The following is a 25,495-nucleotide window of genomic DNA, read 5'->3' on the forward strand; positions in this document are numbered from 1 at the left end:
TCTATGGTTGGGACATTACAGAATCTACACATCACGCGTCTTAGCCCATATGGTGCATTTTTGCAAGGAAATAACACAGAGATTTTGTTGCCCAAAAAATTTGTGGATTCTGCGATGTGTGTGGGCGATAGTGTGCGTGTGTTTGTCGCATTTGATTCAGAAGATAGGATTGTTGCTACGACACAGATTCCAAAACTTTTGCTTGGTGAGGTTGGAGCGTTAGAAATAGTTGATAGCAATCAGTATGGGTATTTTGGAGATTTGGGTATAGATAAGCATTTGTTTATCCCACACAAAGCTCCAAAACGCACGATGATAGGGAAAAAGCTTGTTATATTTCTCACGCTTGATAAGCAAGGTAGATTGATAGGTAAGCTTGGCGTGAGGGAGTATTTGCGTCCGTGTCGCGATAAGCGATTGCTACGAAGCGAGGTTAAAGGACTTGTTTTTGAACGCACACCGCTAGGCTTTGGCTGTGCGGTAGATGTGGGTGCGCTAGATTCTGGACAAAAAGTATTGCATTATGGATTGTTGTATGCAAATGAGGTGGCTTATACACCTCATATAGGTGAAAATGTGAGTGTGTATATCAAAAACATTCGTCAAGATGGCAAGATTGATCTTAGCGCGGTAGCACAGAGTGAATTTGTGTTGCTTGAGGCATTGATAGCGCATAATGGGCGACTTGAGCTTGATTTTAAAAGCTCACCACAAGAGATTACTACACTTTTGTCTATGAGTAAGAAAAATTTTAAAACTCTTGCCAATAAACTTGTAAGAGATGAGAAAGCAAAATTTGTAGAAAGTGCTGTGCGTTCTGGACACAAGGCACTTGTGCTTGTGTAAGTTTTATGAAATTTGATAGGGTGTATATAGAGCTTAGCGATATTTGTGGGCTTAGCTGTAGTTTTTGTCCCCATAGCCAACAAACAAGTAAGCGAGGGGTGATGAGTGTAGAGCATTTTAGAGAAATTTTGCAACAACTCACCACGCCAAAACCCCTAACAAAACTTGTGCATTTACATATTTTGGGTGATCCACTAGCTATAAAAAATCTTGATGTGTATCTTGAGCTGTTGGCACATTATAATCTTTTGGTTGATCTTGTTACAAGTGGGAAATTTTTAGATTCTTGGCATTGGGATTTACTACTAAAGCCTCCTGTGCATCAGATCGCATTTTCTTTGAGTGCGTTTTTGGATTCGCCACAAAAATTTCACGCAAATCATATTGAGCGAATCTTGGAGTTTTGCATGTATCACAGGCAGATTCAAAGCGAAACATTTGTGCATTTGCGCACCCAAGAGAGAGATAAACATACGCTTATCACACATTTGCAAAATGGCAATGAGATAATGAAAAATCTTGCTAAGGAGCTTGATACTGCGGATCACAAGGCATATCGCCTTTGGTATAAGGTTTTTTGCACATTTACACGCTATCACCGCTGGAGAGAAGATTCTAAAGAAGAGATCAAACCTCTTAGAAAGCTTTTTTGCTATGGTGGCTTAAAGCAGATAGGGATTTTGAGTAATGGCGTGGTTGTGCCTTGCTGTATGGATTGTTTTGGGGAGATTAAGCTTGGGGATTTGCATACACAAAGTCTTAGAGAGATTTTAGATTCACCACTATATCATGCTATCACAGAGGGATTTAGGCAAGGTATAGCATATCATTCAAAATGCCAAAAATGTGATTATGCAAGGGGTTTGGTGCGCAATCTACACTAACAATATTTCTATGAAATTGTGATATGTCTAAGAGTGGAATCGTTTTTGCTGAATCTAGCAAGAAAAAACACAAAAGGATTTGGTTTGAGATTATGGATAGTAATTTGTGTTGTTAGTATCGCTATATTACAAGCCGTAAGCCTTGAGGAATATCTGTTTATGGGCAAACCTCGTGGACATCTTGGCTTGTATTATCAAGATATGACTGAAAAGCGATCTAATTTTGCTGATATTAACTTTTCTATGGGGTATGACACACCAGTGAGCAGTAATGGACTTAGCTTTGGCGGGTCATTTTGGCTTGCTGCACGCATGTATGAGTATTCTAGGGGAGATTTTAATTCAACAAAAGATAGCTCTATTTGGACAGAGGGTTATGTGCGCTACAACAGAAATGATCGCTTGAGAGTAGAAGCTGGGAGATTTTATGCAAATACCGAATGGATCAAATACTATAATCAAGGAATAAGAGTAGATTATGCGCTCTCACCTAATGTATTTGCCAATCTTATGTGGGTTAATAAAAATGCGTATGTAACAAATTATCGTATGTCTAATTATCGCAATCCTTTTGATAGAGAGGGTGTGTTTTTTGGTTCTGTCAATATCTTGCCCTTGCAATCACCAATGAAAATTATTCCATACTTTTATGTAGCACCTAATCGATTTAATGCTTTTGGGATTAAGATTCAATTAGAAAAACCCTCTGTTGGAGATTCTGTATTTTATGCAAATGTCCATTTGCTCTCTTATTTAGGTAAAAATCAAGTTGTGGAACAAACTCGCACTGATGGCGATGGGGGTTTTGTGTGGGTTGAGGGAGGCGTTAAGTGGGCTGGTGTTAAATTTGGTGGAGGCATTATTAGTGTGTCTGAAAAAGGTGCAAGTGGTATCGATGCCTTTGGACAAAGCACGGTTTTTGAGCGTAGAGAAGGTTTATTTTATGCAGACGCCAATACATTTTATGGTTTGCTAGAATATACATTTCCTAATCATGTCGTGTTAGAATCTGCAGCACGCTATACAAGCATAGGTGCAAAGCAGATTTTAAATTGGGAAGCCAATGCTAAATTAAGCGTGGCACCAGATGTATGGTTAGGTGGTGGTTTCATAGGTATGCTCAATAATGCAAATATTACACTTGATGATTATATCTTTGCAAGTGATGGCAAAAATTATCTATTGGGTAGGGTATTTTTCCAAGCTAATTTTTAAAGATAGGGTGGTGTGAAATATATGAAGGGAATTTATTTTTTTTGGTTGGTATTTTGCGTTACATTGTATTGGATTTACTATCTTTATAATGCTTTTTTGATGAATCTCTTGGTTGCGCTTTTGCTTTGTATGGCGACATTTGGACTAAAAAATATACTTTTGAAATATCTTAAATACGAAGTGTTGGCGGCATTTTTTAGCACCGTGATTTTGGTGTTAATCTTGATTGTGCCTGTTGTATTTGTATTTAATTCCCTCATCGCACTCATACAAGGCGCAGATTTGGCAGGGTTTAATACTATCATCGATACACTGAAAAATGAGCTTTTAGAATGGAGTAGTGCTATACCGGAGTTGCAACCACGCCTTAAGGACGCACTAAGTAAAATTTCTGGTTCTGAAATTTTTTCATATATCTTAAATTTTAGCTCGATTGTAGGGAGAAGAAGTTTAGAGTTCATCATTGATACGGGCTTTATTGTAGTATTTTTGTTTTTCTTTTATTTTTATGGGGTGCGTTTATATAATTACATACTTTCGCTCATTCCATTTGAAAAACAGCAAGTGCAAAGCATTTTTGATGAAGTGCTTGGTGTGCTAAAAGTTGTATGTTACACATCGGTTTTAAATGTCGTTTTGCAAGGTGTTAGTTTTGGGATAGCAATTGCATTTTTTGGCTACGATGGTCTTTTCTTTGGAGTTTTGTATGGATTTTGTTCGCTTATTCCAGTTGTAGGTGGGACATTGGTTTGGCTTCCACTTGCTTGTTATGAGTTGTATTTGGGTGAATATAATGTTGCGCTATTTATCGCACTTTATAGTATGATTTTTATCGCTTTTGTTATTGATAATCTTATCAAGCCACTTATTATTAAAGTTATGACAACAAAAATTTTAAAAACTTCTTTGCAAATCAATGAAATGCTCATTTTCTTTGCGATTTTGGCAGGTTTGAGTGCATTTGGATTTTGGGGTATTGTGTTGGGACCAATCATTACGGCATTGTTTATCGCACTTTTGCGTGTGTATAAAAAGATAATTTTTCCATTTAGAGAAGATTTTAAGCATTATGCTATGAAAAATTAAGCATTTCTAACTTACAATACAAGAATAAAAAATAGAAAGAAGGGTGTTTTGGAATGAGAGTGAATCTTGACAATATGGACTTTGGCGAAGAGGAAAATTTCGCACAACTCTTAGATGCAAGTGAGAGAAATAGCACAAGTGGTAGCTTGCAAATAGGAAAAATTATACAAATAGATCAAGATAGAGATTTAGCGATGATAGCGTTGCCTTATAGCAAGTCCGAGAGTATGCTCTCTTTGGGTGAGATTAGAGATGAAGAGGGCAAGCTTCTTTTTAGCGTAGGTGATGAGATTGAGCTTTATGCGAGCGGAAGTGATAATCGACCAAATGTTTCTTATACAAGAGCGCAAAGAGAGAAAAAGATTCGACAAAAAATTGAGGAATTACAAGGGAATTTCCAAGATAAGATTATTGACGCCAAGGTTATTAGAAAAAATAAGGGTGGTTATGTGATGGATTATGATGGCGTTGATGTTTTCTTGCCACGCCGAGAATCTGCTTTCAAAGAGGGTCTGAAAGTAGAGGGTAAAACCTATAAGGTTGCTATCACGCATATTAATCCCCAAGAAAATACCATTATTGTTTCTCGCAAGAGATTTTTTGACATTGATAAAAGCACAAGAAAGGAAGTTGTGGAAAAAATCCTTGCTGGTAATGGAATCTATGATGCCGTAGTCAAAAAAGTTACGACATTTGGAATCTTTACGGATATCGATGGTGTTGAGGGACTTGTCCATCATACAGAGATTAGTCACAGAGGTATGGTAAATCCACAAAAAAACTTTAAGGTTGGAGATCATATAAAAGTAAAAGTTTTAGGCTATGATGAGCAAAAACACAGATTATCTCTGTCTATCAAGGCACTTAGTGAAGATCCATGGAAAGAGGTAGAAAAAGAGCTAGAAGTGGGTTATACTATCAAGGTGATAGTGAGCAATATCGAGGAATATGGCGCATTTGTGGATTTGGGGAATGACATAGAGGGCTTTTTGCATATTTCAGAGATTTCTTGGGACAAAAATATCAAACACCCTAATGACTATCTGCAAGTAGGTCAAGAGCTTGATGTAGAGATTATAGAGATTGATAGTAAAAATCGCCGTTTACGTGTTTCGCTCAAAAAATTGACACATAAACCTTTTGTAGCTTTTACCAAAACACATAAAGAAGGCGATGTGCTGAAAGGTAAAGTCGTTACGCTTACGGATTTTGGCGCTTTTGTGAATCTTGGTGCTGTTGATGGATTGTTGCATAATGAAGATATCGCGTGGGATCGAGGCGTGAAATGCAAAGATGTCTTTAAGGTTGGCGATGAAGTAGAAGTTAAGATTCTTAAAATTGACACACAAAATGAGCGCATTTCATTAAGTAAAAAACTTTTAAGCGATTCACCAGCAGCAGGTTTTGCCAAGATACATCATGTAGATGAAATTATTGAGGGTGTGATTTCAGAAATGAAAGACTTTGGAATCTTTATCAAAGTAGATAATTATGAAGTGCTCATCAAAAATGAGGATATTCCTCAAGATATGAAAGAAAGTCTAAAAGTTGGAGATAGCGTGAAATGTGTAGTCTTTTCTATCGATGAGAGAGCTAATAGAATCCGTGCTTCTATTAGACGCCTACAAAAACAACAAGAAAAAGAGAGCCTGCGTGCCTTTAATGAAGCAAGTGAGCAGAGAATGACGCTAGGAGATAAGGTTAAAAATCGTATCTAAAGGAATAGGGAGCTATGAAAAAACTCCTTGTAGTATTTGCTTTTATCGTTATTGTTGGGATATTGGTGTTTGTGGCGTTGAGGGTTTTAAAGAGCGGAGATCTTTCACAAACATCCTTTAGTGTCCCTAGTGCGGTAGAAAGTATGCAAACTGCAGAGATTAGGCAAGATGATATGTGGCTTAGAGATCTTTCCACATCATCAAGTGATACGTTTCAGTATCCTACAACAGAACTTTTTGTTAAATTTGATTTTAGAAAAGATACTCGTGATAATGTTGTTCATAGCATTGAAATTAAAGATTTAGATGAGTATAAATATTTTTGTATTGCGCAAGTTTTAAAACAAAATAAACTTGAAAGCACATATTACAAAAGTGGCGAGGTGTTGCGTCTTATGGTGTTTATTGATGATGAATTAATATTGCAAAAATTTCTCCAAGATTTGCAATACTATAGAATCCAATATACTCTTAACTAAGGTTATTATATAATAACGCAATTTTTCTTTTAAGGAGTGTGAGATGGCTTTAAAGATTGTGGTATGTGATCATATTCATCAGAGTGGCTTAGATTTATTGCAAGCCCAAAATGATATAACATTTGAGAATCTAGCGTCTTTACCAAAAGATGTATTGCGCCAATCTCTTGGTGATGCGGATGTGGTGATTACACGAAGCTCAACCGATGTTGATGAAGCTTTTTTGGATCATGCACCAAACCTAAAGAGCATAGTGCGCGCGGGTGTTGGTGTTGATAATGTTGATATTCCAGCTTGTAGCAAAAAAGGTGTTGTTGTGATGAATGTCCCTACTGCCAATACTATTGCGGCAGTTGAACTTACAATGACGCATCTTATGAGTAGTGTGAGAAATTTTCCCGGAGCAAACCAACAATTAAAGCATGATCGTAAATGGAAGCGTGAGGATTGGTATGGCACGGAGCTTAAAGACAAGACACTAGGGATTATTGGTTTTGGTAACATAGGAAGCAGGGTAGGCAAGAGAGCCAAGGCATTTGAGATGGATGTCATTACTTATGATCCTTATATTGATGCGTCTAAGGCAATTGATGCAGGGGTGCGCTATACGACAAATTTTGAGGATATTTTGCAATGTGATATTATCACCATTCACACTCCCAAAAATAACGAAACAAAAAATATGATTACTGCCAAAGAAATTGCTAAAATGAAAGATGGCGTGATTCTTATAAATTGTGCGCGTGGTGGGTTGTATAACGAAGATGATTTGTATAATGGATTACAAAGTGGCAAGATTCGCTGGGCTGGTATTGATGTATTTAATAAGGAGCCAGCGACTGATAATAAACTCCTTGATCTTCCAAATGTGTATGTAACGCCGCATATAGGTGCTAACACCTTAGAATCTCAAGAAAAAATTGCTATAGAGGCTGCCCAAGCTGCCATAGAATCTGCGCGAGGATCTAGCTATCCTAATGCGCTAAACCTTCCTATAAAAGAGGTAGATTTACCGCTAAGCATTAAGCCATATCTTGAACTTACACAAAAATTGTCTTTTATTTGCGCACAAGCCAATAAGGGTGTCTTTAAGTCGCTAGAAATCACTGCTTATGGTGAGGTGAGTGGGTATGGAGATTCACTAAAAACCTTTGCGTTAGTTGGTGCATTAAGTGCGAGTTTGGGAGATCACATTAATTATGTGAATGCGCCATTTGTCGCTCAAGAGAGAGGCTTAGATGTGAAGTTTGTAGGACAAGAACTCTCTTATACATACAAAAACCATATAAAAATCACACTTAACACACAACAAGATACTTTTAGTATCGAAGGTGCTGTGTTTGAAGATAAGTATTTGCGTATTACGACTATTAATGGCTTTGTGCTTGATATTGAACCAAGAGGCAAAATGATATTCTTTAGAAATACGGATGTGCCTGGTGTGATTGGTATGGTGGGAAATACGCTAGCCAAGCATAAAATTAATATTGCAGATTTTCGTTTAGCACGCAAGGATAAAGAAGCTTTGGCAGTGGTAGTTGTAGATGATGATGTGTCTCAAGAAGTCTTGCGCGAACTAGAATCTATTCCTGCTTGTTTGGCATTGAAATATGTTGTGGTTTAAGGTCAATACCATATGAATACACAAAATCAGTATATCCACGACATTACCAAGCATAGCTTTAGGGAAGTTTTTGCTACCTTTATCAAGGCAGAATCTTTTAGTGGGATTTTGTTGTTTTTTTGCGCTGTATGCGCAATGGTAGTTGCAAATTCTCCATTATCAGAGTGGTATTTTTGGCTATGGCATGAGAATCTAGGCTTTAGTTTTGGTACACATTTTTATGGCTTTAGGATTCATGATTGGATCAATGATGTGCTCATGGCGATATTCTTTCTTATGGTTGGTTTGGAGATTAAGCGTGAAGTGCTTTTTGGGGATCTATCAGGATTTAAAAAAGCAGCATTTCCAGTCATAGGTGCGTTAGGTGGTATGGTGGTGCCAGCTTGTATATATTTTGCCCTTAATGTTGGCACTGCTTCGTGGCATGGATTTGGTATCCCTATGGCGACAGATATTGCGTTTGCGCTTGGTGTTATCTTGCTTTTGGGTAAGCGTGTTCCAATGGCTTTAAAAGTATTTTTAGTAACACTTGCGGTTGCAGATGATTTGGGAGCTATCGTGGTGATTGCAACTGCATATCCTTCACCAGAGGGATTGCATTTGAGTTGGTTGCTTGGGGCTGTGTGTGTTATAGGGATATTAATTGCGCTTAGCAAAACAGGTGTGCGCCACCTTGGAATCTACCTTGCTGTTGGTGTGGTATTATGGTTTTGTGTGCATCATAGTGGCATTCATGCGACCATTGCCGCAGTTGCCTTGGCATTTTGTATTCCCATTCAGCCAAAGATTCAGAGCAAAGATTTTATTACATTGCTTGAGGCATTGCCGCAGAATTTTAAAAATCTTGATGTAAATCATCGCACAAACGCATTGCTTACAAATGAACAGGTGCATCTTGTAAGCACTTTGGCAAAAGATTCGCTTGATGTTCAAAACCCACTTTTGCGTTTAGAACATGCCTTGCAACCAATTTGTGCCTACATCATTATGCCGCTTTTTGCATTTGCCAATGCCGGTGTGGATATACGCGGTGAGATACATATGAATATCGATCACATTATGCTTGGCGTATTTTTGGGGCTTGTTGTTGGGAAACCGCTAGGGATATTGCTTTTTACCTTTGTGTGTGAAAAGCTCGGTATCGCAGCAAGACCTCAAGGCGTGAGTTGGGGGCATATTTTTGGTGCAGGTATGCTAGGGGGCATAGGTTTTACGATGTCTATTTTTGTCTCTAATTTAGCATTTGAGAGTGCGCAATCCCAAGATGTCGCAAAAATTTCTATTTTGCTTGCTTCAAGCGTAGCGGGAATTTTGGGGGCGACTTTTTTGGGATTTGTGAAGCGTCAGGCTAATACTTAGTTACAAAGCCCAAGTATAATTCAAAATTTAAATTCTACATAAAGGATAGTCATGGAACAACAAGGACAAATAGCACAACAAGCAGGCGGTTTACAAGATACACTCATAGGATTGGCGCCAATTTTATTTTTTATTGCGCTGATTTATCTTCTTATTATTCGCCCACAAAATTCAAGACGCAAAAAACACCAAGATATGATTACTAATCTTAAAAAAGGAGATAAGATTATCACAACGGGTGGTTTAATAGTCGAGGTGGTTAAGCCAGAGGAGAATTTCTTTAGCGTAAAACTCAACGATGACACGATTGTAAAACTCTCTAAAGAGTTTGTTGCATACAAGCTTGATGAGCAAGAGACAAAGTAAAAGTTGTTAGATGAAAAAGGCTTTTAATTATCGCTTATGGGTATTTATTCTTGTCGCGGTTTTGGGAGTTATTTTTAGTCTCCCATCTATTTTTGGTATCCAAGGGCGTAAGGTTACTTTGGGATTGGATTTGCAAGGAGGACTTAATCTTTTGTTGGAGGTTAAGACCCAAGAAGCGATTAAGGCGCGTCTTTCTTCTTTGGCTTCAAGCATTGCGTATGAAAGCAATGAAAAAAAGATTTTGATAGATTCTGTAAGAATTGTAGATGATCGCATTGTGTTTGAGATGTTTGATAGAAAGGAAAAACCTCAAATAGAGCAGATTCTAGCAAAATTTAGTGGAATAAGCGTTGTAGAAGACAACAATACTTTTAGCATTACTTTCACGCAAGAAGAAATTCCAAAGATTGAAGAAGATGCACTCAATCAAGCCATAAGCACCATTAGAAAACGCTTGGATATTTTTGGTTTGCAAGAACCAAGTGTAACTAAGCGAGGCAAGAATAATATTCTTGTGGAAGTGCCAGGTAAAAATACGCCAGAAGAAGAAGAGCGTTTGCGCAAACTTATTTCTAAGCCATCGCATTTGCAATTTATGGCAGTAGATGAGGATCGCAATGCAAGAGTGAATCTTATGAGCGAGAGTGAAGCACAAAGCTATGGCGATGTGATTTTGCCATTTGCCCAAGATCTTAATGAAGGTGAAGGTGCATTATTGCTTGTCAAAAAAGTTCCTATTTTAGATGGTTCTGCAATTTCTAGTGCTTCCCCTGCACGCGATAACAATGGCAAATATGTTGTAAATTTTACGCTCAATTCTGATGGAGCACAGCAATTTGGCAATTTTACGGCTAAAAATATAGGCAAAAGATTGGCAATCGTTCTTGATGATAAGGTATATTCCGCACCTGTGGTGCGTGCTAGAATTAGTGATAGTGGGCAAATTAGTGGAAATTTTGATAAAAATAGTGCCGCTGATTTATCTATTACCCTTAAAAGTGGTGCTCTTCCTGCATCTATGGAAGTGATAGAAAAGCGTGGTGTGGGTCCAAGCTTGGGAGCAGATAGCATTCGTGCTTCACTTATTGCTCTTGTGAGTGGCTTTGTAATGGTAGTTATTTTTATGGTATTGTATTACAATATAGCTGGAATCATCGCTGTGAGTGCGTTATTGGTAAATATTGTGCTGATTGTAGCGGTTATGTCCTTATTTGGTGCAACTCTTACATTACCGGGTATGGCAGGGATCGTGCTTACCGTGGGTATGGCAGTTGATGCAAATATTATCATTAATGAGCGTATCAGGGAGGCTCTAAGACTTGGTAATAATGTCATAAAATCTATAGAGATAGGTTATGCGAATGCTTCTCGCGCTATTTTTGATTCAAATATCACGACATTTTTGATAGCAATTTTGCTATATGCAAACGCTACAGGAGCAATACAAGGTTTTGCCATTACTCTAAGTTTGGGGATTATAGCCTCTATTCTTACTGCAATTATTGGCACACATGGTATTTATGTTGCTCTTTTACCCAAACTTGCTAAAACAAATAATACTTTTTTGTGGTTTGGTATCAAAAATGGTAGCACGGATTCAAAGCAGCCACAAAATAATCACACAAAAATAAAATAGGGGAGTGCTATGGAAGTCTTTCAAACGACAAAAATTTACGACTTTACAAAATATAGCTTTTATGGGCTTATTATCTCTACTATTTTATGTTTGGGATCTATAGTCTTAATAGTCACAAAAGATTTTAAGCTTGGTATTGATTTTGCTGGTGGTAGTATCGTGCAGATTCAATATGATGCTATTTCCCAAGCGCCATTATCGCAGATTCGAGAGATTCTCTCACAACACGAAGAGTTCAAGGGCTTTCAAGTAAGCGAGTTTGGCGCACCAAATGAAGTGCTGATAAAATTGCCTCTTGTAGAGAATCCTAAAGCTTCTACCTTACAGGTAATACAAGAGATACTTAAACCCACAGGGGAGTTTAGCATACGGCGTAATGATGAGATAGGTGCCAAGGTTGGCGATGAATTCAAATACAAAGGTATATTATCCCTTGCCCTTGCTTTTATTGCAATGATGATATATATTTCATTCCGCTATGAGTGGCGTTTTGCGTTGGCTGGAATCGTGGCATTAATGCATGATGTGATTTTGGCATCGGCTGTTGTGATTCTTGCTGATATTGATTTTAATCTTGAGGTATTGGCAGCGCTTTTGACACTAATAGGTTATTCGATCAATGATACGATTATTATTTTTGATAGAATCCGAGAACAAATGCTTGTAAAACGCGTCAATGATATGAAATATGTTATTAATGAGGCGCTCTCACGCACACTCTCACGCACCTTGCTTACTTCGCTTACCGTGTTTTTTGTGGTTTTGACATTATATCTCTTTGGTGGTGAAATCATTAGAGGATTTTCTTTGCCTATGCTTGCTGGTGTGATAATAGGCACATATAGCTCTATGTTTGTCGCACCACGCTTAGCTTTGGTATTTGGTTTTAATCTCGAGGAGTATTATCAAAAAGAAATGAAAAAACTCAAAAAACAAGAGAATAAAAAACGCCTACGGGCTATGTATGAAAAAGGTGTAGTATAAAAGGAGGCTTATATGAATTGGGGTAGAGTATTTTCAGTTTTTTTTAGTATGTTGGGTTTGACGCTTAGCGTGGCGTTTTTGTATGAAAATAATGTGGTGATTTTGTTTTTGGCAACTTCTGTGAATTTTGTCTGTGTGACTTTACGGATTGGGGTAAAACACTCATTATCAGCAGAGATTCTAGCGACCTTGCTTGTTGGCGTGATGCATCTTGCGGCAGGGTTTATCATCTTGCAAGTGTTTGAATCTTTGCATTTAGCATATGCTATAGTGCTTGGTGCAGTGGTGGCAAATGCCGTATCGCTTTTATTGTTGGTGCTTGAAAGCATTAAGGATACTCAAGAAGACATATAGGAAGTTACAATGGATAAAGAAGTTTTTCGCAAAAAGATTTATAATCCCGATAGCACAGAAAGTGTCAATGATCGTAAAATCTTTGGTGGCAATCCAACAAGTATGTTTGATCTTAACAAAATCAAATATCAATGGGCATATACATTATGGAAAAAAATGCTTGCAAATACTTGGTTTCCTGAAGAAGTAAACATGAATGCCGATAAGCGCGATTATAATGGAGGTCTTACGCCTCAAGAAAAGCTTGGTTATGATAGGGCATTAGCGCAACTTATTTTTATGGATTCATTGCAGACAAATAACCTTATAGACAATGTTAATCCCTATATGACTAGCCCAGAGATAAATCTCGTGCTTGTGCGTCAAGCGTATGAGGAGGCTTTGCATTCTCAAAGTTATGCAGTAATGGTAGAATCTATTTCAGCAAATACCGATGAGATCTATAATATGTGGCGTGTGGATATGCAATTGCGACATAAGAATGATTATATTGCAAATGTGTATTTGGATCTTTCAAAAAATCCTACCGAACACAATCTTCTTAAAGCCATGTTTGCTAATCAGATTCTAGAGGGGATTTATTTTTATAGTGGCTTTTGTTATTTTTATACATTGGCACGCAGTGGTAAAATGCTAGGTAGTGCGCAAATGATACGCTTTATCCAACGCGATGAAGTTACACATCTTGTCTTGTTTCAAAATATGATTAACTCTTTGCGCAAAGAACGCGATGATCTCTTTACACATAGCCTAGAAGAGGAAGTCATAGAGCTTTTTAGAAAAGCAGTAGAGGTAGAAACAGCGTGGGGAGAATACATAACACAAGGACAGATTCTAGGACTTACAAGTGAGATTATAGGGCAGTATATTCAATATCTTGCCGATGAGCGTTTGCATAGAGTGGGATTTTCTAAGCTTTATGGCGTGTCTCATCCTATCAAATGGGTGGATCAGTTTAGTAGTTTTAATGACCAAAAGACAAATTTCTTTGAAGCTAAGGTAACAAATTACGCAAAAGGGAGTATAGATTTCGATGATTTCTAAAACATTATATGCACTACAGGTGAAAATTGGGACAGATTTTGAGTTTAATCTAAAAAAGGTGCTTACACTTTTAGATCAATGCCAAGAAGATTCTATTATTTGTACACCAGAGGTAGTTTTTAGCGGGTTTGCCTATCAGCACATGGAAGAAGCGGCAGAATTTTCTAAAATCGCAACCCAAACACTCCTAGAAGCCACAAAGAATCATACACTCATCACAACTATGATAGAAAAAAATCATCAGCATTTTTTTAATAATCTAAAGGTATTCCACAAAGGTGAGATCGTTCATAAACAATCTAAAAACAAGCTCTTTGCCTTGGGCGATGAGCAATTGCACTTTTGCGCAGGTTCAGAAGATGAGATTGCACCATTTTATGTAGATTCTATAAAATGTGCGGCATTGAATTGTTTTGAGTTACGCTTTATTGATTTGTGGAAGCGTGTGCAAGGGGCAGATATTATTTTTGTCCCTGCACAATGGGGCAAGCAACGCAAGGATCAATTTGAAACGCTTTGTAAGGCTTTGGCAATTGCTAATCAAAGCTTTGTTGTAGCAAGTGATGGAGCAAATGATACAATGGCAAAAGGTAGCTCTGTTATCACGCCTTATGGTGTTGTGTATAAAAATGACAAAAAAGAATGTGTGCAAGCGCAAGTAGATTTGCGTGAAACCTCTAAGATGAGAAAGTATATCCAAACCGGCATACAAATAAACCTTTAAAGGATTTTGATGTATGCAAATGCAAAGATGGTGGCAGAGATTCAAAAGTATGTGAAGATTTCCCCATCTGTAGCTAGGGCTTTAGGGAGTGTGGATAGGGCATTTTTTGTTCCTCCAAGTTTCACATATAATGCTTATAGTTTAGATTCTTTGCCATTAGAGGATTCACAATGGATTAGCTCTCCGCTTACCGTGGCTATTATGACAGAATCTCTTTTGGCAGATGGTGGAGAAAGTGTGCTTGAGATTGGTTGTGGTAGCGGATATCAAGCAATGGTGCTTTCTCACCTTTTTAAATATGTATATACCATAGAGCGTATCGAGCAATTACTCATAGAGGCAAAGCGACGCTTTCACTTACTTAATGCGCATAATATTTTTACAAAACTTGGTGATGGACAAGATGGTTGGGAGCAACACGCGCCTTTTGATGCTATTATTTTTAGTGCGTGTGCTAGGGAGATTCCACATGCGCTTGTTAATCAGCTAAAAGAGGGTGGCATACTTTTGGCACCAATGTTTGATAAGCTAGATTCCACGCAACAACGCATTACGCGATTTGTAAAGCAAAATGGCACTTTGAGTGCGCCACTTGTGATTACGCAGTGTTGTTTTGTTGATGTATGTGATGGGATTGTGTCGTATCGACAAGGATCGTAATTATGGATACTACCCTTGTATGGAATATATGGAGCATCTGCATTGCTTTATGTGTGTTGGCGTGTGGGGTAGGTTTTGGGGTTTTGTATATGCGTCGATATTTGCATATTTCTTATACACGAGCTTTATTACATATGATTGTGGCAAGCATAATGCTTTTTGCTTTGGTGATGTATGTGCAAAATAGCTATGATACATCATTAGCCCACACTTCTTATGCTTTTATATTATCTCACAACATATTGTTATATATCGTCTTGCTTATGCTGTGCATTATGGCATATATCGATTGGGTGTATTTGGCATTGCCAGAATCTTTGTTGGTGGTATTTTTTGTGCTTAGTTGTGCATGTATGTTTGTCATGCCTTTTGATGTTTGGACACATATTATGAATACTTTAGCACTTATGGGTGGCACTTTTGTTATGCGATTTTTGGGCGAGATAGTGTTTCAAAAGCCATTGCTTGGTGAAGCCGATATTGTTGTGTTTGGTGGTCTTGGGCTTTGCTTTGGAGTATTATTTACACTTATTAGTGTATTTATAGCAAGTTTTTTAGCACTTCTTTTTATGAGTGTTCGTTTGGTGGTTACAAAATCCTATGCGCAATCTTTCCCATTTGTGAGTTATCTCTTTGTAGGCGTATTGATAAGCTATGTAGGGAATGCAGAAAATCTCATATGGGCATTGCTAGGTAATGGAGTGTGGTATGTTTAAGCGTTATATGTTTTTATCATTTTCGCAACTCTTTTTTCCATTTTTTCTTGTTCTTTTGTTTATTGCCTCTGTGGTGCTTATTATTAGTATTGCTGGGAAAACCTATGTTGTGAAGATGAGCTTTCTTGATTTGTTTGCACTTTTTGCATATTCATTGCCTGGTAGCGTGTTTTTTATCATTTCTATCACTTTTTTTGCTTCACTCACGCTTGGGATTGCGCGACTTTCATATGATTATGAAATGATGGTGTTTTTTGCATTAGGCATTAAACCTATGGATATTCTCAAAACATTTTTGCCTATCACACTTATTGCTACACTTATTTTGCTTGTTTTTTCGCTTGTGCTTGTGCCACTCTCTAATAGCGCATCTAAAAACTTTATTGCTAAAAAACGAGCCGATATTGATGTGAATTTGCGAGCTGGTGAGCTTGGGCAAAAGCTTGGAGATTGGCTTGTATATGTCGATGAAGTCAAGGATAGAAAGTATAAAAACTTGATTTTATATTCTCAAGATACAGATTCTGAAAGTTTTGTCGTCGCCCAAGATGGCAAAACAAGAAACAGAGACGGACTTTTTGAGCTTTTATTAGAGCGTGGCGATGTGTATTTTGCACAAGATAATGAGATACGAAAGATTATCTACAACAATATGAATGTGCGTCAGATTCTTGGTGAGCCACAGCTAAGCGGCTATGATTTGCTTGGATATTGGGAAGAGGCTTTTGCGTATATGATTACTTCTTTGCCACGCAAGGATATTCCACTCTCCGTAAGATCCAAGGAGCGTAAGATCTCACAAGCAGTGTTGGTTTCTATTTTCCCACTTGTATCATTGTTTTTGGTGCTTAGCTTTGGGATTGCAAATCCACGCTTCCAATCAAATAAATCTTATTTTTATGTGATTGGTGCTACAGCTTTGTATTTTGTGATAGTGCATATTGCCTCAGACAATTTCCCTTTTTTGGGCATTGTGTGTATTCCTCTTGTATGGCTTGTGTCTTCGTATTTTTTGTATGCTAGGGCTATTAAGCGTTATTATTAGAATCTAGATATTGTGATGAGAGTTTTGGCTAAGATTGCCTATGATGGTAGTGCATTTAGTGGGTTTGCGCCACAAAAAGAACAAGGCATTGTAAGTGTAAGCAATACGCTATATAAGATTCTCTCTCGTGTGGGAATAGATTCTAAAATTTTGGCAGCTGGACGCACAGATAAGGGTGTGCATGCTAGTGCACAGATGATTACTTTTGATGTGACACATCGGTGGGATTTGGCATATTTACGCACATTGTTAAACAAAAAGAGTTACCCACATATTTTCTTTATCTCTTTGCGCTATGTGAGTGAAGATTTTCATCCGCGTTTTTGGGCTACATGGAGGGCGTATCGCTATCTTGTAGGATTGCAAATGCCAAATCCATTTGCTGCGCGTTTTGTAAGCTATGAGCAATTTGGAGATATACATCGCCTCCAAGAAGCCTTGAGACTTTTTATGGGGAGTCATGATTTTGTGTTTTTCAAAAAACAAGGTACACATAGCAAAGATTCTATACGCACCATTATGCAAAGCTACGCTTATGTGTATCGCGATTTTCTTATCGTGCATATACGCGCTAATGGTTTTTTACGAGCCCAAGTGCGTTTAATGTTAGGTGCTAGTTTTAGTTATGCGCGCGGAGAATTATCAAAACCGCAACTTCAAGCACAAATAGATGCACAATCTCGCTATCATAGCACACCCGTAAGCCCTAATGGCTTATATCTGTGCGGAGTAGGTTATTCTTCTATGAGTGTATCGACAATGTTATCAAGTGGTGAGAAGATTCTGTGAAGTATCTTAAATGGTGCATTCACAACATCTTCGATAAAACTCACTTCTGTTTTTGGATTATCAAGACTGCCAGTAACAACAATATTTGTTGTTACTTTGCCATCATCACCTAGTATGATATAGCCCACAATAGGAATGTTTGAAATAATATTTGAGAGTGCTTTCATCGTGCTTGCTTTGAGAAGTAAATCTATGGTGCGCTCTTTTAGGTTTATAATACCATTGCCATCAATATCAATCGCGCTTCCTGTGAGATCAATAGATTCAAATCCCAAATATTCATTATTCATAGAAAATAAAAATTTCCCCTCTTTGATTTCATAGCCATCATTGCTAAGTCCGGGTTTTTTAAACATAATTAGTGAGGGAATTGTATCGATTAGTCCTACAATGTTTTGCACGATTGCAAAGTCTTTGAAAGTTGTGTTTTGGATACGAATCTCACCTTGCAGGGTGTTGTCTTTGAGTGTGCCAGAGAAGTCAAAAAGCCCACCAGCAAAAAGCTGTTTGGAAAGCACTTGGTTGATAAAGCTTGAGCTAAAATTATCAAGTGTGATATTTGCCCTACCATAAGCAATATTAATATCTGCAATGCCATTGCCATACGCGGCATTGGCATTGATACGCTTATCGCGCATAGTGATTGTCGCAGAATCTGTAGGTATAATAAAATCACCATATACAATATCCATATTATTAGATTCTAAATACAAAATATGGGGCGCGATATTGTGTTCATTTTCAAACTTGCGTTTTTGACGGATAAAGGCATTTTTTTGTGCTATCTCTTCTGGAGTGTAGGACACACTCTCGCCTTCTTCGTGAAAAATTTCATATAACATAGGAATCTTACTTTCCATAAGTTGATTAATATCAAGATTATAGTCTTTAAATACAAGAGATGTGGTATTGAGGTGTTTGTGGAATTTGATATGTTGATCTTTGGTGGTAAGCATAATGTCATCTGTTTTGATACTGCCATTAAGTTCTAGCATATGCAATGCTTGATTATTTTTATCATAAACAGGATAGGTGAGATTCTCTATTTTTGCTTCAAGCAAGACTTCTCCTGCATTGGCGTCTTTATTGTGGAGTGTGAGAGAGCCTTTTTTTACACCAAAATATTGCAAAAGTGGGGAGTGGGGATAGAGTGTTTGTATTTTTTCAAGGCTAATATGTAGCATAGAATCTTGTTTAAAAGAAAGTGTGAGTTGTGGAATAGCAAGATCGATAATACCATCTTTAAAACTACCTTCAAGGGTGATGTTGCGTATGGAATTAGATTGTGTTGCATTGCTTGATGAATTTGGTTGGGTAGATTCTGTATTTTGGCTAAGTGGCGGGATTTGAAGAATACTTGGCAAGGTTGAAGTATTTTCTTTGATAATAGCATTAATAATATTTTTTGTCATTACATCATCATCGGCTATATCTTTGAAACCTGGATAATTCACGCGTGCTGGGAACATTTTTGATGGAAGCAAATCCGCATACTGAATGAGAAAATCACCCCTTAGTGTGTGTGCGAGGGCATCTATATCAAATGTAAATTGTGTAGAGAGCATATCAGCATATTTTATTTGTGAGCTTTTGATAGAGATTAAGCGTTTTTTGTCGCGATCAATGTTGAGTGTTGTTTGGAGATCTGTAGCGAGGATTGGTTGCCCAAAGAGTATGGCATTGACATTTTTGCCGCTAATGACACCATTTACTTGCGTTTCTAATTGATTTTTGGAGTTTAATTTTAGTGCAAGATCTAATGTAGTGTCAAGCGCACTTGAGGTTTGCACTGGGAGATGTATATCAAGAATGGCATACAAAAGATCAAGAAGCGCTTTATCTAGTACGAGATCTTTACTTCGCAATTGCACAAAAACTCCAAATACTTGATTAATGGGGAGATTAATTTGCACTGCAGATGTGCCTAGGCTATGTCCTGCAAAACTTGGCTCACTAAAACGGATATCTAGCGCTTTATTTACAAGATTTATTGTGGCGTCTGAAGCGATGATAGGTGTGGTGTTTGGAGCGATAGATATTGTGGGTTTATGCAAGTGGATAGAGCCATACATATCAGAGAGAAGGTTTTGGACAAAGTATTTATTAAACGAAAGTTTGAGGGTAAGGTTTTCAAGTTGGATAGATTCAAATTGGATTTGTTTAAACAACCAAGATTCTAGGGTTTTGTTGTCTAAGAGGGCAATATATGGCTTAAGAAATTGGATTTGATCCCAAGTTGAGGAATTTATTGTGAGTGTGGCATTTTGAAAATCTGTATTGCCTGTAATGTATATAGACGCTACTTCATTGTTGGCTTGATTTAAGGTTTTAGCATGGGAGATTTGAAGCGTGTTTATATCAAGTGTTTTGCTACCTATGTGGTATTGCATATGTCCTGTAGCTTCCAAAAAGAGTTCTGGGATTATGAGGGATTGAATCTCTAAATTAATATCTTTACTGCTTTGGGTAGTATTTAGGGTTGCGTTAAAATGTGGCGTGGTTATGAGATAATGTGAGCCATCATATAGTATTGCGCGTTCTGTATTGTCAGGGAAAATAATCTTGTGGATATTGAGCGTTTCAAAATAGGAGAGAATCCAAAAAATATTTTGCACCCAATTCATCGCAGAATCTATAGAATCTTTAAGGTTTTCTTGTTTGGTATCGTTGCTTGTTTCATTAGAGAATAATGTGCTTTGAGAAAGATCGACTTTTTTAATATCTACAATAAACTTATTTTCTAATTTAAGATACAATCCTTCAATTTTCACAAAACCAAAAGAAAACTCTTGTTTATAAATACCTTCATTAAGGACTTTATAGCCAAGAAAACAAAGGATAATAATCGTGCCACAGAAAACAAAGAGACTAACAAGAGTTTTGTATTTGGTATTTGGCTTATGCTTTGGTGTGTGTTGTTGGTTCATATGGTATTTTACCACTCCTGTTGTAGTTCCTCAAATATTGAATGTGCCAAAGGGTTCTATAAAGTCTATTATAACATATCTTAACGGAATAAAGGACATTCCACCAAATCAATTTGGCAAACTTGATGCGTTTGCTATGCAATTCATAGGGACGCCACAAAGTGGTTTTGTGGATTTGGGTATGGAGAATCCTACACGCCTCGAGTTTCTTAAAAAGCTTAGCACTGCCAAGGCGGCTACCAAAGAAATTACACTTATTCCTGGTGAGACATTATATTTTTTCTTGCAAGATGTGGCAAAAACTTTTGGCTTAGATTCTCAAAAATTACAAGAATCTTATGATACATACTTTCATCTTCCAGAAGGCATCATTGTCCCAGAAACCTATAAATTACCATTAGGACTTAGCGAGGATCAATTTATGAAACTTTTGTCTCAAATGTCTTATAAATGGCATGAAAATACCGCAACGCAACTTATGGGTGTGTATGATAGAGATAAGTGGTTTTATTATGTGTCTATTGCTTCTATCGTGCAAAAAGAAGCCGCTAATATAGATGAAATGCCAATAGTAGCCGCAGTGGTTTTTAATCGCTTAAAACTTGGTATGCCTTTGCAAATGGATGGATCACTTAATTATGGAGAGTATTCGCATCAAAAAGTTACACCAGAACGCATACGCAATGACACAAATGTATGCAACACATATAAATACAAAGGCATTCCCCCTTATCCATGCACAAGTGCAAGTATTCAGGCTATAAAGGCTGTGCTAAATCCTGCAAATGTAGAATATCTCTATTTTGTGCGAAATAAAAATGGCACACATACATTTAGTAAAACTTACCAAGATCACAAGAGCAATTTTTAAAAAATTTCATAGAGTTTAACAAATATTTAACTTTTTGTTTGTAAACTTTGGTGTTTGCGTTTTTGGAATGCGTGATGTCTTACCAAGAGTATAAGGCTATACAAAATGTAACAAAGATTTGTGCTTTTGTGTAAAATTACGCATTGTTTAAGCGAAAAGGGATAATATTATTAAAATAAAACTTTAAGAAAGGAAGAGGAAATGGGATTAAAACAGGCTCCAGAGAATACTCCGGTTTGGATTGATGAGACAAGGTGCAAGGCGTGTGATATTTGCGTATCGCTCTGCCCAAGTGGCGTGTTGGGTATGAGAAAAGATGAACATAAGATTTTGGGTAAAATTATTAGCGTAGCACATCCAGAGAGTTGTATAGGGTGCTATGAATGCGAGTTGCATTGCCCAGACTTTGCTATTTTTGTTGCAAGTAAAGATGAGTTTAAGTTTGCTAAACTTACTCCAGAATCTAGAGAGCGCGCACAACGCGTAAAAGATAATCATTTTATGGTTGTTGATTAATTTTAAGAAGGAGAAAGAATGCGAGAGGTCATTACAGGCGGAAATGAGTTGGTAGCACAGGCTGCAATTGATGTGGGCTGTAGGTTTTTTGGCGGATATCCTATTACACCATCGAGTGATATAGCCCATGAGATGAGTGTGAATCTTCCTAAAGTTGGTGGAAAATTTATCCAAATGGAAGATGAAATCGGTGGTATTTCAGTGGCGCTTGGTGCTGCTATGACAGGTAAAAAGGCGATGACTGCTACTTCAGGACCAGGTATTTCATTGAAAGCAGAGCAAGTTGGTTATGGTTTTATGGCAGAGATTCCATTAGTTGTTGTTGATGTTATGCGTGGCGGACCTTCGACAGGATTGCCAACACGCGTTTCACAAGGCGATCTTAATCAAGTTAAAAATCCAAGTCATGGGGATTTTTGTTCTATAGCAATCGCAGTTGGGAATCTTAGTGAAGCATATACGCAAACTATTCGTGCTTTTAACTTGTCAGAAAAATATATGACTCCAGTGTTTTTACTTCTTGATGAAACCGTAGGACATATGCATGGTAAGGCACTTATTCCAGAGCTTAGCGAAGTTGAAAAGATGATTATCAATCGTGAGGAGTTCAAAGGTGATCCTAAAGATTACAAGCCTTATGGTGTACCACAAGGCAAACCAGCAGTATTAAATCCTTTCTTTAAAGGGTATCGTTATCACATTACAGGGCTTCATCATGGACCTACAGGATTCCCTACAGAAGATGCGGTTCTTGCGCAAGAGCTTATTGATAGACTTTTTAGCAAGATAGAAAATAATGTTGATGACATTGTGGAATATGAGGAATATCAATTAGAAGATGCAGAGATCGCAATCATTGCGTATGGTTCTGTGTCTTTGGCTGCTAAAGAGGCTATTAATACATTACGCCAAGAAGGTAAAAAAGTAGGTATGTTTAGACCTATCACAATTTGGCCTAGTCCACAAAAACAGCTTCAAGCCCTTGGTAAAAAAATCAATAAAATCCTTGTGCTTGAGCTTAATAAGGGACAATATCTCCACGAAGTTGAGCGTGTGATGCAACGCAATGTAGAGTTTTTGGGTAAGGCAAACGGACGAAGTCTTTCGCCTCAAGAAATTATCAACAAAATACAGGAGCTATAAGATGGCATTTAATTACGAAGATTACTTACGAATGGATAAAATGCCCACACTTTGGTGCTGGGGTTGTGGCGATGGTGTGATACTCAAATCTGTTATACGAGCTATAGATAGCTTGGGTTGGAAAATGGATGATGTATGTATCGTGAGTGGGATTGGTTGTAGTGGGAGATTCTCTTCATATGTTAATTGCAATACCGTCCATACTACACATGGTAGAGCTTTGGCATATGCTACAGGCATTAAGCTTGCTAATCCAGAGAAAAAGGTTGTTGTGATTTCAGGTGATGGAGATTCTATGGCGATTGGTGGTAATCATACCATTCATGCTTGTCGTAGAAATATCGATATTAACCTTGTGCTTATTAATAACTTTATTTATGGTTTGACAAACTCCCAAACTTCCCCTACAACACCTAAGGATTTTTGGACTGTAACAGCGCAATATGGTAATATTGATCCAAGCTTTGATCCTTGTGAAATTGCTATGGCAGCGGGTGCAACATTTGTAGGTAGAGAATCTGTCATCTCTCCTAAAAAGATTGAAAAACTCCTTGTAGAAGGCTTTAGCCATGAAGGCTTTAGTTTCTTTGATATTCATAGTAACTGCCATGTGAATCTTGGACGCAAAAACAAGATGGGTGATGCTACCAAGATGCTTCAGTGGATAGAATCTCGCCTTGTTTCTAAGAATAAATTCGATACATTAAGCGAAGAAGAAAAAGCTGGTAAATTCCCTACAGGTGTGCTTAAACACGATACAAGTCGTATAGAATATTGTAAGGCATATGATGGTGTGATAGCAAGAGCTCAAGCTAAAGGGGGACACTAAGATGGAATATCAACTTCGTTTTACAGGTGTTGGTGGGCAAGGCGTGTTGCTTGCAGGAGAGATTCTTGCAGAAGCTAAAATCAAAGATCATGGTTATGGTGTGAAAGCAGCTACCTATACTTCCCAAGTGCGTGGAGGACCTACAAAGGTGGATATTTTGCTTGATAATAAGGAAATTTTATATCCTTATGCCAATGAGGGAGAGATTGATTTTATGCTTTCTACTGCGCAGGTGAGCTACAATGCTTTTAAAGGTGGTGTGAAAGCAGGTAATATCATCGTGGTAGAGCCAAATCTTGTAACGCCAAGCGATGAGGATAAAAAGAAATTTAAAATTTATGAGATACCAATCATTACAATCGCCAAAGAAGAAGTGGGTAATGTGGTGACACAATCTGTAGTAGCATTGGCTATCACTGTGAGTATGACAAAGTGCGTAAATCGGGATTTGGTTTTTGATACGATGTTGGAAAAAGTTCCAGATAAAGTGAAAGATCTCAATAAAAAAGCCTTTGAATTAGGCGAAAAATACGCGCTTAAAGCATTAGGATAGAAACTAAGTCCTAATGTTTCCCTTCATTGATCTTGCCAAGATTAATACACGCTTTGCATTTGAGCGCAGTTTTAGCGCATTTGTGCAGAGTGCGCAGTATATTCAAGGCGAGGCGTGTGCTCAGTTTGAAGAGGCATTTGCCACATATTGTGGGAGTAAATATTGTATAGGCGTTAGTAGTGGATCTAGCGCCTTGTATTTGATTCTAAAAGCTTATAAAATTTTAGGTAAACTTCGTGATAATGATGCAATCATTGTCCCTACCAATACTTATATAGCAAGTGTATTTGCAATCACGCAAAATAATCTTATTCCTATTTTTGCTGAACCTAGCACACAAGATTTTTTGATTGATGTCTCCAAACTCTCAAATCTTATGAATGATCGAATCAAGGCTATTATGCCTGTGCATTTATATGGACAAATCTGTGATATGTCATCAATACTTGATTTTGCCAAGATACATAATCTGCTTGTTATTGAAGATAGCGCACAAGCCCACGGAGCATATTTTGCAGATTCTACAAGGCGAGTGGGATCTTATGGCAATGCCGCGGCTTTTAGCTTTTATCCTGCCAAAAATCTTGGAGCATTGGGCGATGGTGGTGCGATCACAACTGATGATGATGAGCTTGCCACAATGATTAGATCTCTTGGCAATGCTGGAAGCACAAGCAAATATATTCATACTTTTGATGGCATTAATGCGCGCCTAGATTCACTACAGGCTCTTATCTTACACACCAAATTATCGCTTTTAGATTCTGATAATACACATAGACGAAATATTGCCAATATTTATATGCAAGAGATTAGGCATAGTGAGATTATTTTGCCAACACATCGCGCCTTGTATCCGCATTCACATGTATGGCATTTGTTTGTTATTCGCACCAAAGAGCGTGAGAGGCTACAAGAATATTTATCGCGTAATGGTGTGCAAACTCTCATTCACTATCCTATACCTGTGCATAAACAACAAGTGTATGCATGTTATAATCATTTAGAATTGCCTATCGCACAAACCTTGCAAAATGAGATTCTAAGCTTGCCCATTAGCCAAGTCCAAAGTATAGAGGATACACATAGGATTGTTGAAATTATCAATGCGTTTGTATAGTATGTAG

25 protein-coding genes are annotated in these 25,495 nt (G+C 37.6%); 24 read left to right on the forward strand and 1 reads right to left on the reverse strand.

Going from position 1 to position 25,495, the window contains the following annotated elements; all coding sequences use genetic code 11:
• Window positions 1–3 precede the first annotated feature (3 nt).
• From B9T66_RS04020 to truA, 18 genes are all read left to right on the forward strand, one after another.
• A complete protein-coding gene (locus tag B9T66_RS04020) occupies window positions 4–846 on the forward strand; it encodes a S1-like domain-containing RNA-binding protein (RefSeq protein WP_095627701.1) in 843 nt (280 codons plus the stop codon).
• Window positions 847–851: 5 nt separating this feature from the next.
• Complete coding sequence (locus B9T66_RS04025) at window positions 852–1,730, forward strand: radical SAM/SPASM domain-containing protein (protein ID WP_095627702.1); 879 nt, start codon at window positions 852–854, stop codon at window positions 1,728–1,730.
• An 84-nt stretch (window positions 1,731–1,814) separates the two neighbouring features.
• Window positions 1,815–2,945 (forward strand): Opr family porin, encoded by a 1,131-nt coding sequence (locus tag B9T66_RS04030; protein WP_143429093.1) that lies wholly within the window; start codon window positions 1,815–1,817, stop codon window positions 2,943–2,945.
• Window positions 2,946–2,966: 21 nt separating this feature from the next.
• Entirely contained in the window at window positions 2,967–4,031 is a 1,065-nt protein-coding gene (locus tag B9T66_RS04035; protein ID WP_095627704.1) for an AI-2E family transporter, read from the forward strand.
• A 53-nt stretch (window positions 4,032–4,084) separates the two neighbouring features.
• Window positions 4,085–5,749 (forward strand): 30S ribosomal protein S1, encoded by a 1,665-nt coding sequence (locus tag B9T66_RS04040; RefSeq protein WP_095627705.1) that lies wholly within the window; start codon window positions 4,085–4,087, stop codon window positions 5,747–5,749.
• Window positions 5,750–5,763: 14 nt separating this feature from the next.
• Window positions 5,764–6,228 carry a hypothetical protein gene (locus tag B9T66_RS04045; protein WP_095627706.1) on the forward strand — a complete coding sequence of 155 codons (465 nt, stop codon included), beginning with the start codon at window positions 5,764–5,766 and terminating at the stop codon, window positions 6,226–6,228.
• A gap of 43 nt (window positions 6,229–6,271) precedes the next feature.
• Window positions 6,272–7,852 carry a phosphoglycerate dehydrogenase gene (serA, locus tag B9T66_RS04050; protein WP_095627707.1) on the forward strand — a complete coding sequence of 527 codons (1,581 nt, stop codon included), beginning with the start codon at window positions 6,272–6,274 and terminating at the stop codon, window positions 7,850–7,852.
• 12 nt (window positions 7,853–7,864) lie between these two features.
• Complete coding sequence (gene nhaA, locus B9T66_RS04055) at window positions 7,865–9,211, forward strand: sodium/proton antiporter NhaA (RefSeq protein ID WP_095627708.1); 1,347 nt, start codon at window positions 7,865–7,867, stop codon at window positions 9,209–9,211.
• Window positions 9,212–9,262: 51 nt separating this feature from the next.
• Window positions 9,263–9,577: a preprotein translocase subunit YajC gene (gene yajC, locus B9T66_RS04060; RefSeq protein WP_095627709.1), complete on the forward strand. Its 315-nt coding sequence runs from the start codon at window positions 9,263–9,265 to the stop codon at window positions 9,575–9,577.
• A 10-nt stretch (window positions 9,578–9,587) separates the two neighbouring features.
• The gene (gene secD / locus B9T66_RS04065; protein ID WP_095627710.1) at window positions 9,588–11,213 is read left to right on the forward strand and encodes a protein translocase subunit SecD; all 1,626 of its coding nucleotides are present in this window, start codon (window positions 9,588–9,590) and stop codon (window positions 11,211–11,213) included.
• A 9-nt stretch (window positions 11,214–11,222) separates the two neighbouring features.
• Complete coding sequence (secF, locus tag B9T66_RS04070) at window positions 11,223–12,197, forward strand: protein translocase subunit SecF (RefSeq protein ID WP_095627711.1); 975 nt, start codon at window positions 11,223–11,225, stop codon at window positions 12,195–12,197.
• Window positions 12,198–12,209: 12 nt separating this feature from the next.
• Window positions 12,210–12,551 (forward strand): DUF6394 family protein, encoded by a 342-nt coding sequence (locus tag B9T66_RS04075; protein ID WP_095627712.1) that lies wholly within the window; start codon window positions 12,210–12,212, stop codon window positions 12,549–12,551.
• A gap of 9 nt (window positions 12,552–12,560) precedes the next feature.
• A complete protein-coding gene (locus B9T66_RS04080; RefSeq protein ID WP_095627713.1) occupies window positions 12,561–13,595 on the forward strand; it encodes a ribonucleotide-diphosphate reductase subunit beta in 1,035 nt (344 codons plus the stop codon).
• A complete protein-coding gene (locus B9T66_RS04085) occupies window positions 13,585–14,319 on the forward strand; it encodes a carbon-nitrogen hydrolase family protein (protein ID WP_095627714.1) in 735 nt (244 codons plus the stop codon). Before B9T66_RS04080 ends, B9T66_RS04085 begins: the two co-directional genes overlap by 11 nt.
• A 9-nt stretch (window positions 14,320–14,328) precedes the next feature.
• A complete protein-coding gene (locus B9T66_RS04090) occupies window positions 14,329–14,979 on the forward strand; it encodes a protein-L-isoaspartate(D-aspartate) O-methyltransferase (RefSeq protein ID WP_095627715.1) in 651 nt (216 codons plus the stop codon).
• A gap of 2 nt (window positions 14,980–14,981) precedes the next feature.
• A complete protein-coding gene (locus tag B9T66_RS04095) occupies window positions 14,982–15,695 on the forward strand; it encodes a prepilin peptidase (RefSeq protein ID WP_095627716.1) in 714 nt (237 codons plus the stop codon).
• Window positions 15,688–16,740 carry an LptF/LptG family permease gene (locus tag B9T66_RS04100; RefSeq protein ID WP_095627717.1) on the forward strand — a complete coding sequence of 351 codons (1,053 nt, stop codon included), beginning with the start codon at window positions 15,688–15,690 and terminating at the stop codon, window positions 16,738–16,740. The genes B9T66_RS04095 and B9T66_RS04100 overlap by 8 nt, the downstream gene beginning before the upstream one ends.
• 15 nt (window positions 16,741–16,755) lie before the next feature.
• Window positions 16,756–17,529 (forward strand): tRNA pseudouridine(38-40) synthase TruA, encoded by a 774-nt coding sequence (gene truA / locus B9T66_RS04105; protein WP_257874597.1) that lies wholly within the window; start codon window positions 16,756–16,758, stop codon window positions 17,527–17,529.
• Here the strand turns inward: truA and B9T66_RS04110 are convergent.
• Window positions 17,475–20,456, reverse strand: a complete 2,982-nt coding sequence (locus tag B9T66_RS04110; RefSeq protein WP_095627719.1) for a YhdP family protein — start codon at window positions 20,454–20,456, stop codon at window positions 17,475–17,477. The genes truA and B9T66_RS04110 overlap by 55 nt on opposite strands.
• 43 nt (window positions 20,457–20,499) lie before the next feature.
• Here B9T66_RS04110 and mltG point away from each other — a divergent pair, with 43 nt between their 5' ends.
• From mltG to B9T66_RS04140, 6 genes are all read left to right on the forward strand, one after another.
• On the forward strand, window positions 20,500–21,327 hold the full coding sequence (mltG, locus tag B9T66_RS04115; RefSeq protein WP_257874598.1) for an endolytic transglycosylase MltG: 828 nt from the start codon (window positions 20,500–20,502) through the stop codon (window positions 21,325–21,327).
• A 201-nt stretch (window positions 21,328–21,528) separates the two neighbouring features.
• Window positions 21,529–21,843 carry a 4Fe-4S binding protein gene (locus B9T66_RS04120; RefSeq protein WP_095627721.1) on the forward strand — a complete coding sequence of 105 codons (315 nt, stop codon included), beginning with the start codon at window positions 21,529–21,531 and terminating at the stop codon, window positions 21,841–21,843.
• 18 nt (window positions 21,844–21,861) lie between these two features.
• Entirely contained in the window at window positions 21,862–22,986 is a 1,125-nt protein-coding gene (locus B9T66_RS04125; RefSeq protein WP_095627722.1) for a 2-oxoglutarate synthase subunit alpha, read from the forward strand.
• 1 nt (window position 22,987) lies between these two features.
• On the forward strand, window positions 22,988–23,815 hold the full coding sequence (locus B9T66_RS04130) for a 2-oxoglutarate ferredoxin oxidoreductase subunit beta (RefSeq protein WP_095627723.1): 828 nt from the start codon (window positions 22,988–22,990) through the stop codon (window positions 23,813–23,815).
• Between the two features lies 1 nt (window position 23,816).
• A complete protein-coding gene (locus tag B9T66_RS04135) occupies window positions 23,817–24,368 on the forward strand; it encodes a 2-oxoacid:acceptor oxidoreductase family protein (protein ID WP_095627724.1) in 552 nt (183 codons plus the stop codon).
• Window positions 24,369–24,381: 13 nt separating this feature from the next.
• Window positions 24,382–25,488 (forward strand): DegT/DnrJ/EryC1/StrS family aminotransferase, encoded by a 1,107-nt coding sequence (locus B9T66_RS04140; RefSeq protein ID WP_095627725.1) that lies wholly within the window; start codon window positions 24,382–24,384, stop codon window positions 25,486–25,488.
• The last annotated feature ends 7 nt before the right edge of the window (window positions 25,489–25,495 follow it).

Source organism: Helicobacter sp. TUL, assembly GCF_002287135.1.
Classification (GTDB): domain Bacteria; phylum Campylobacterota; class Campylobacteria; order Campylobacterales; family Helicobacteraceae; genus Helicobacter_F.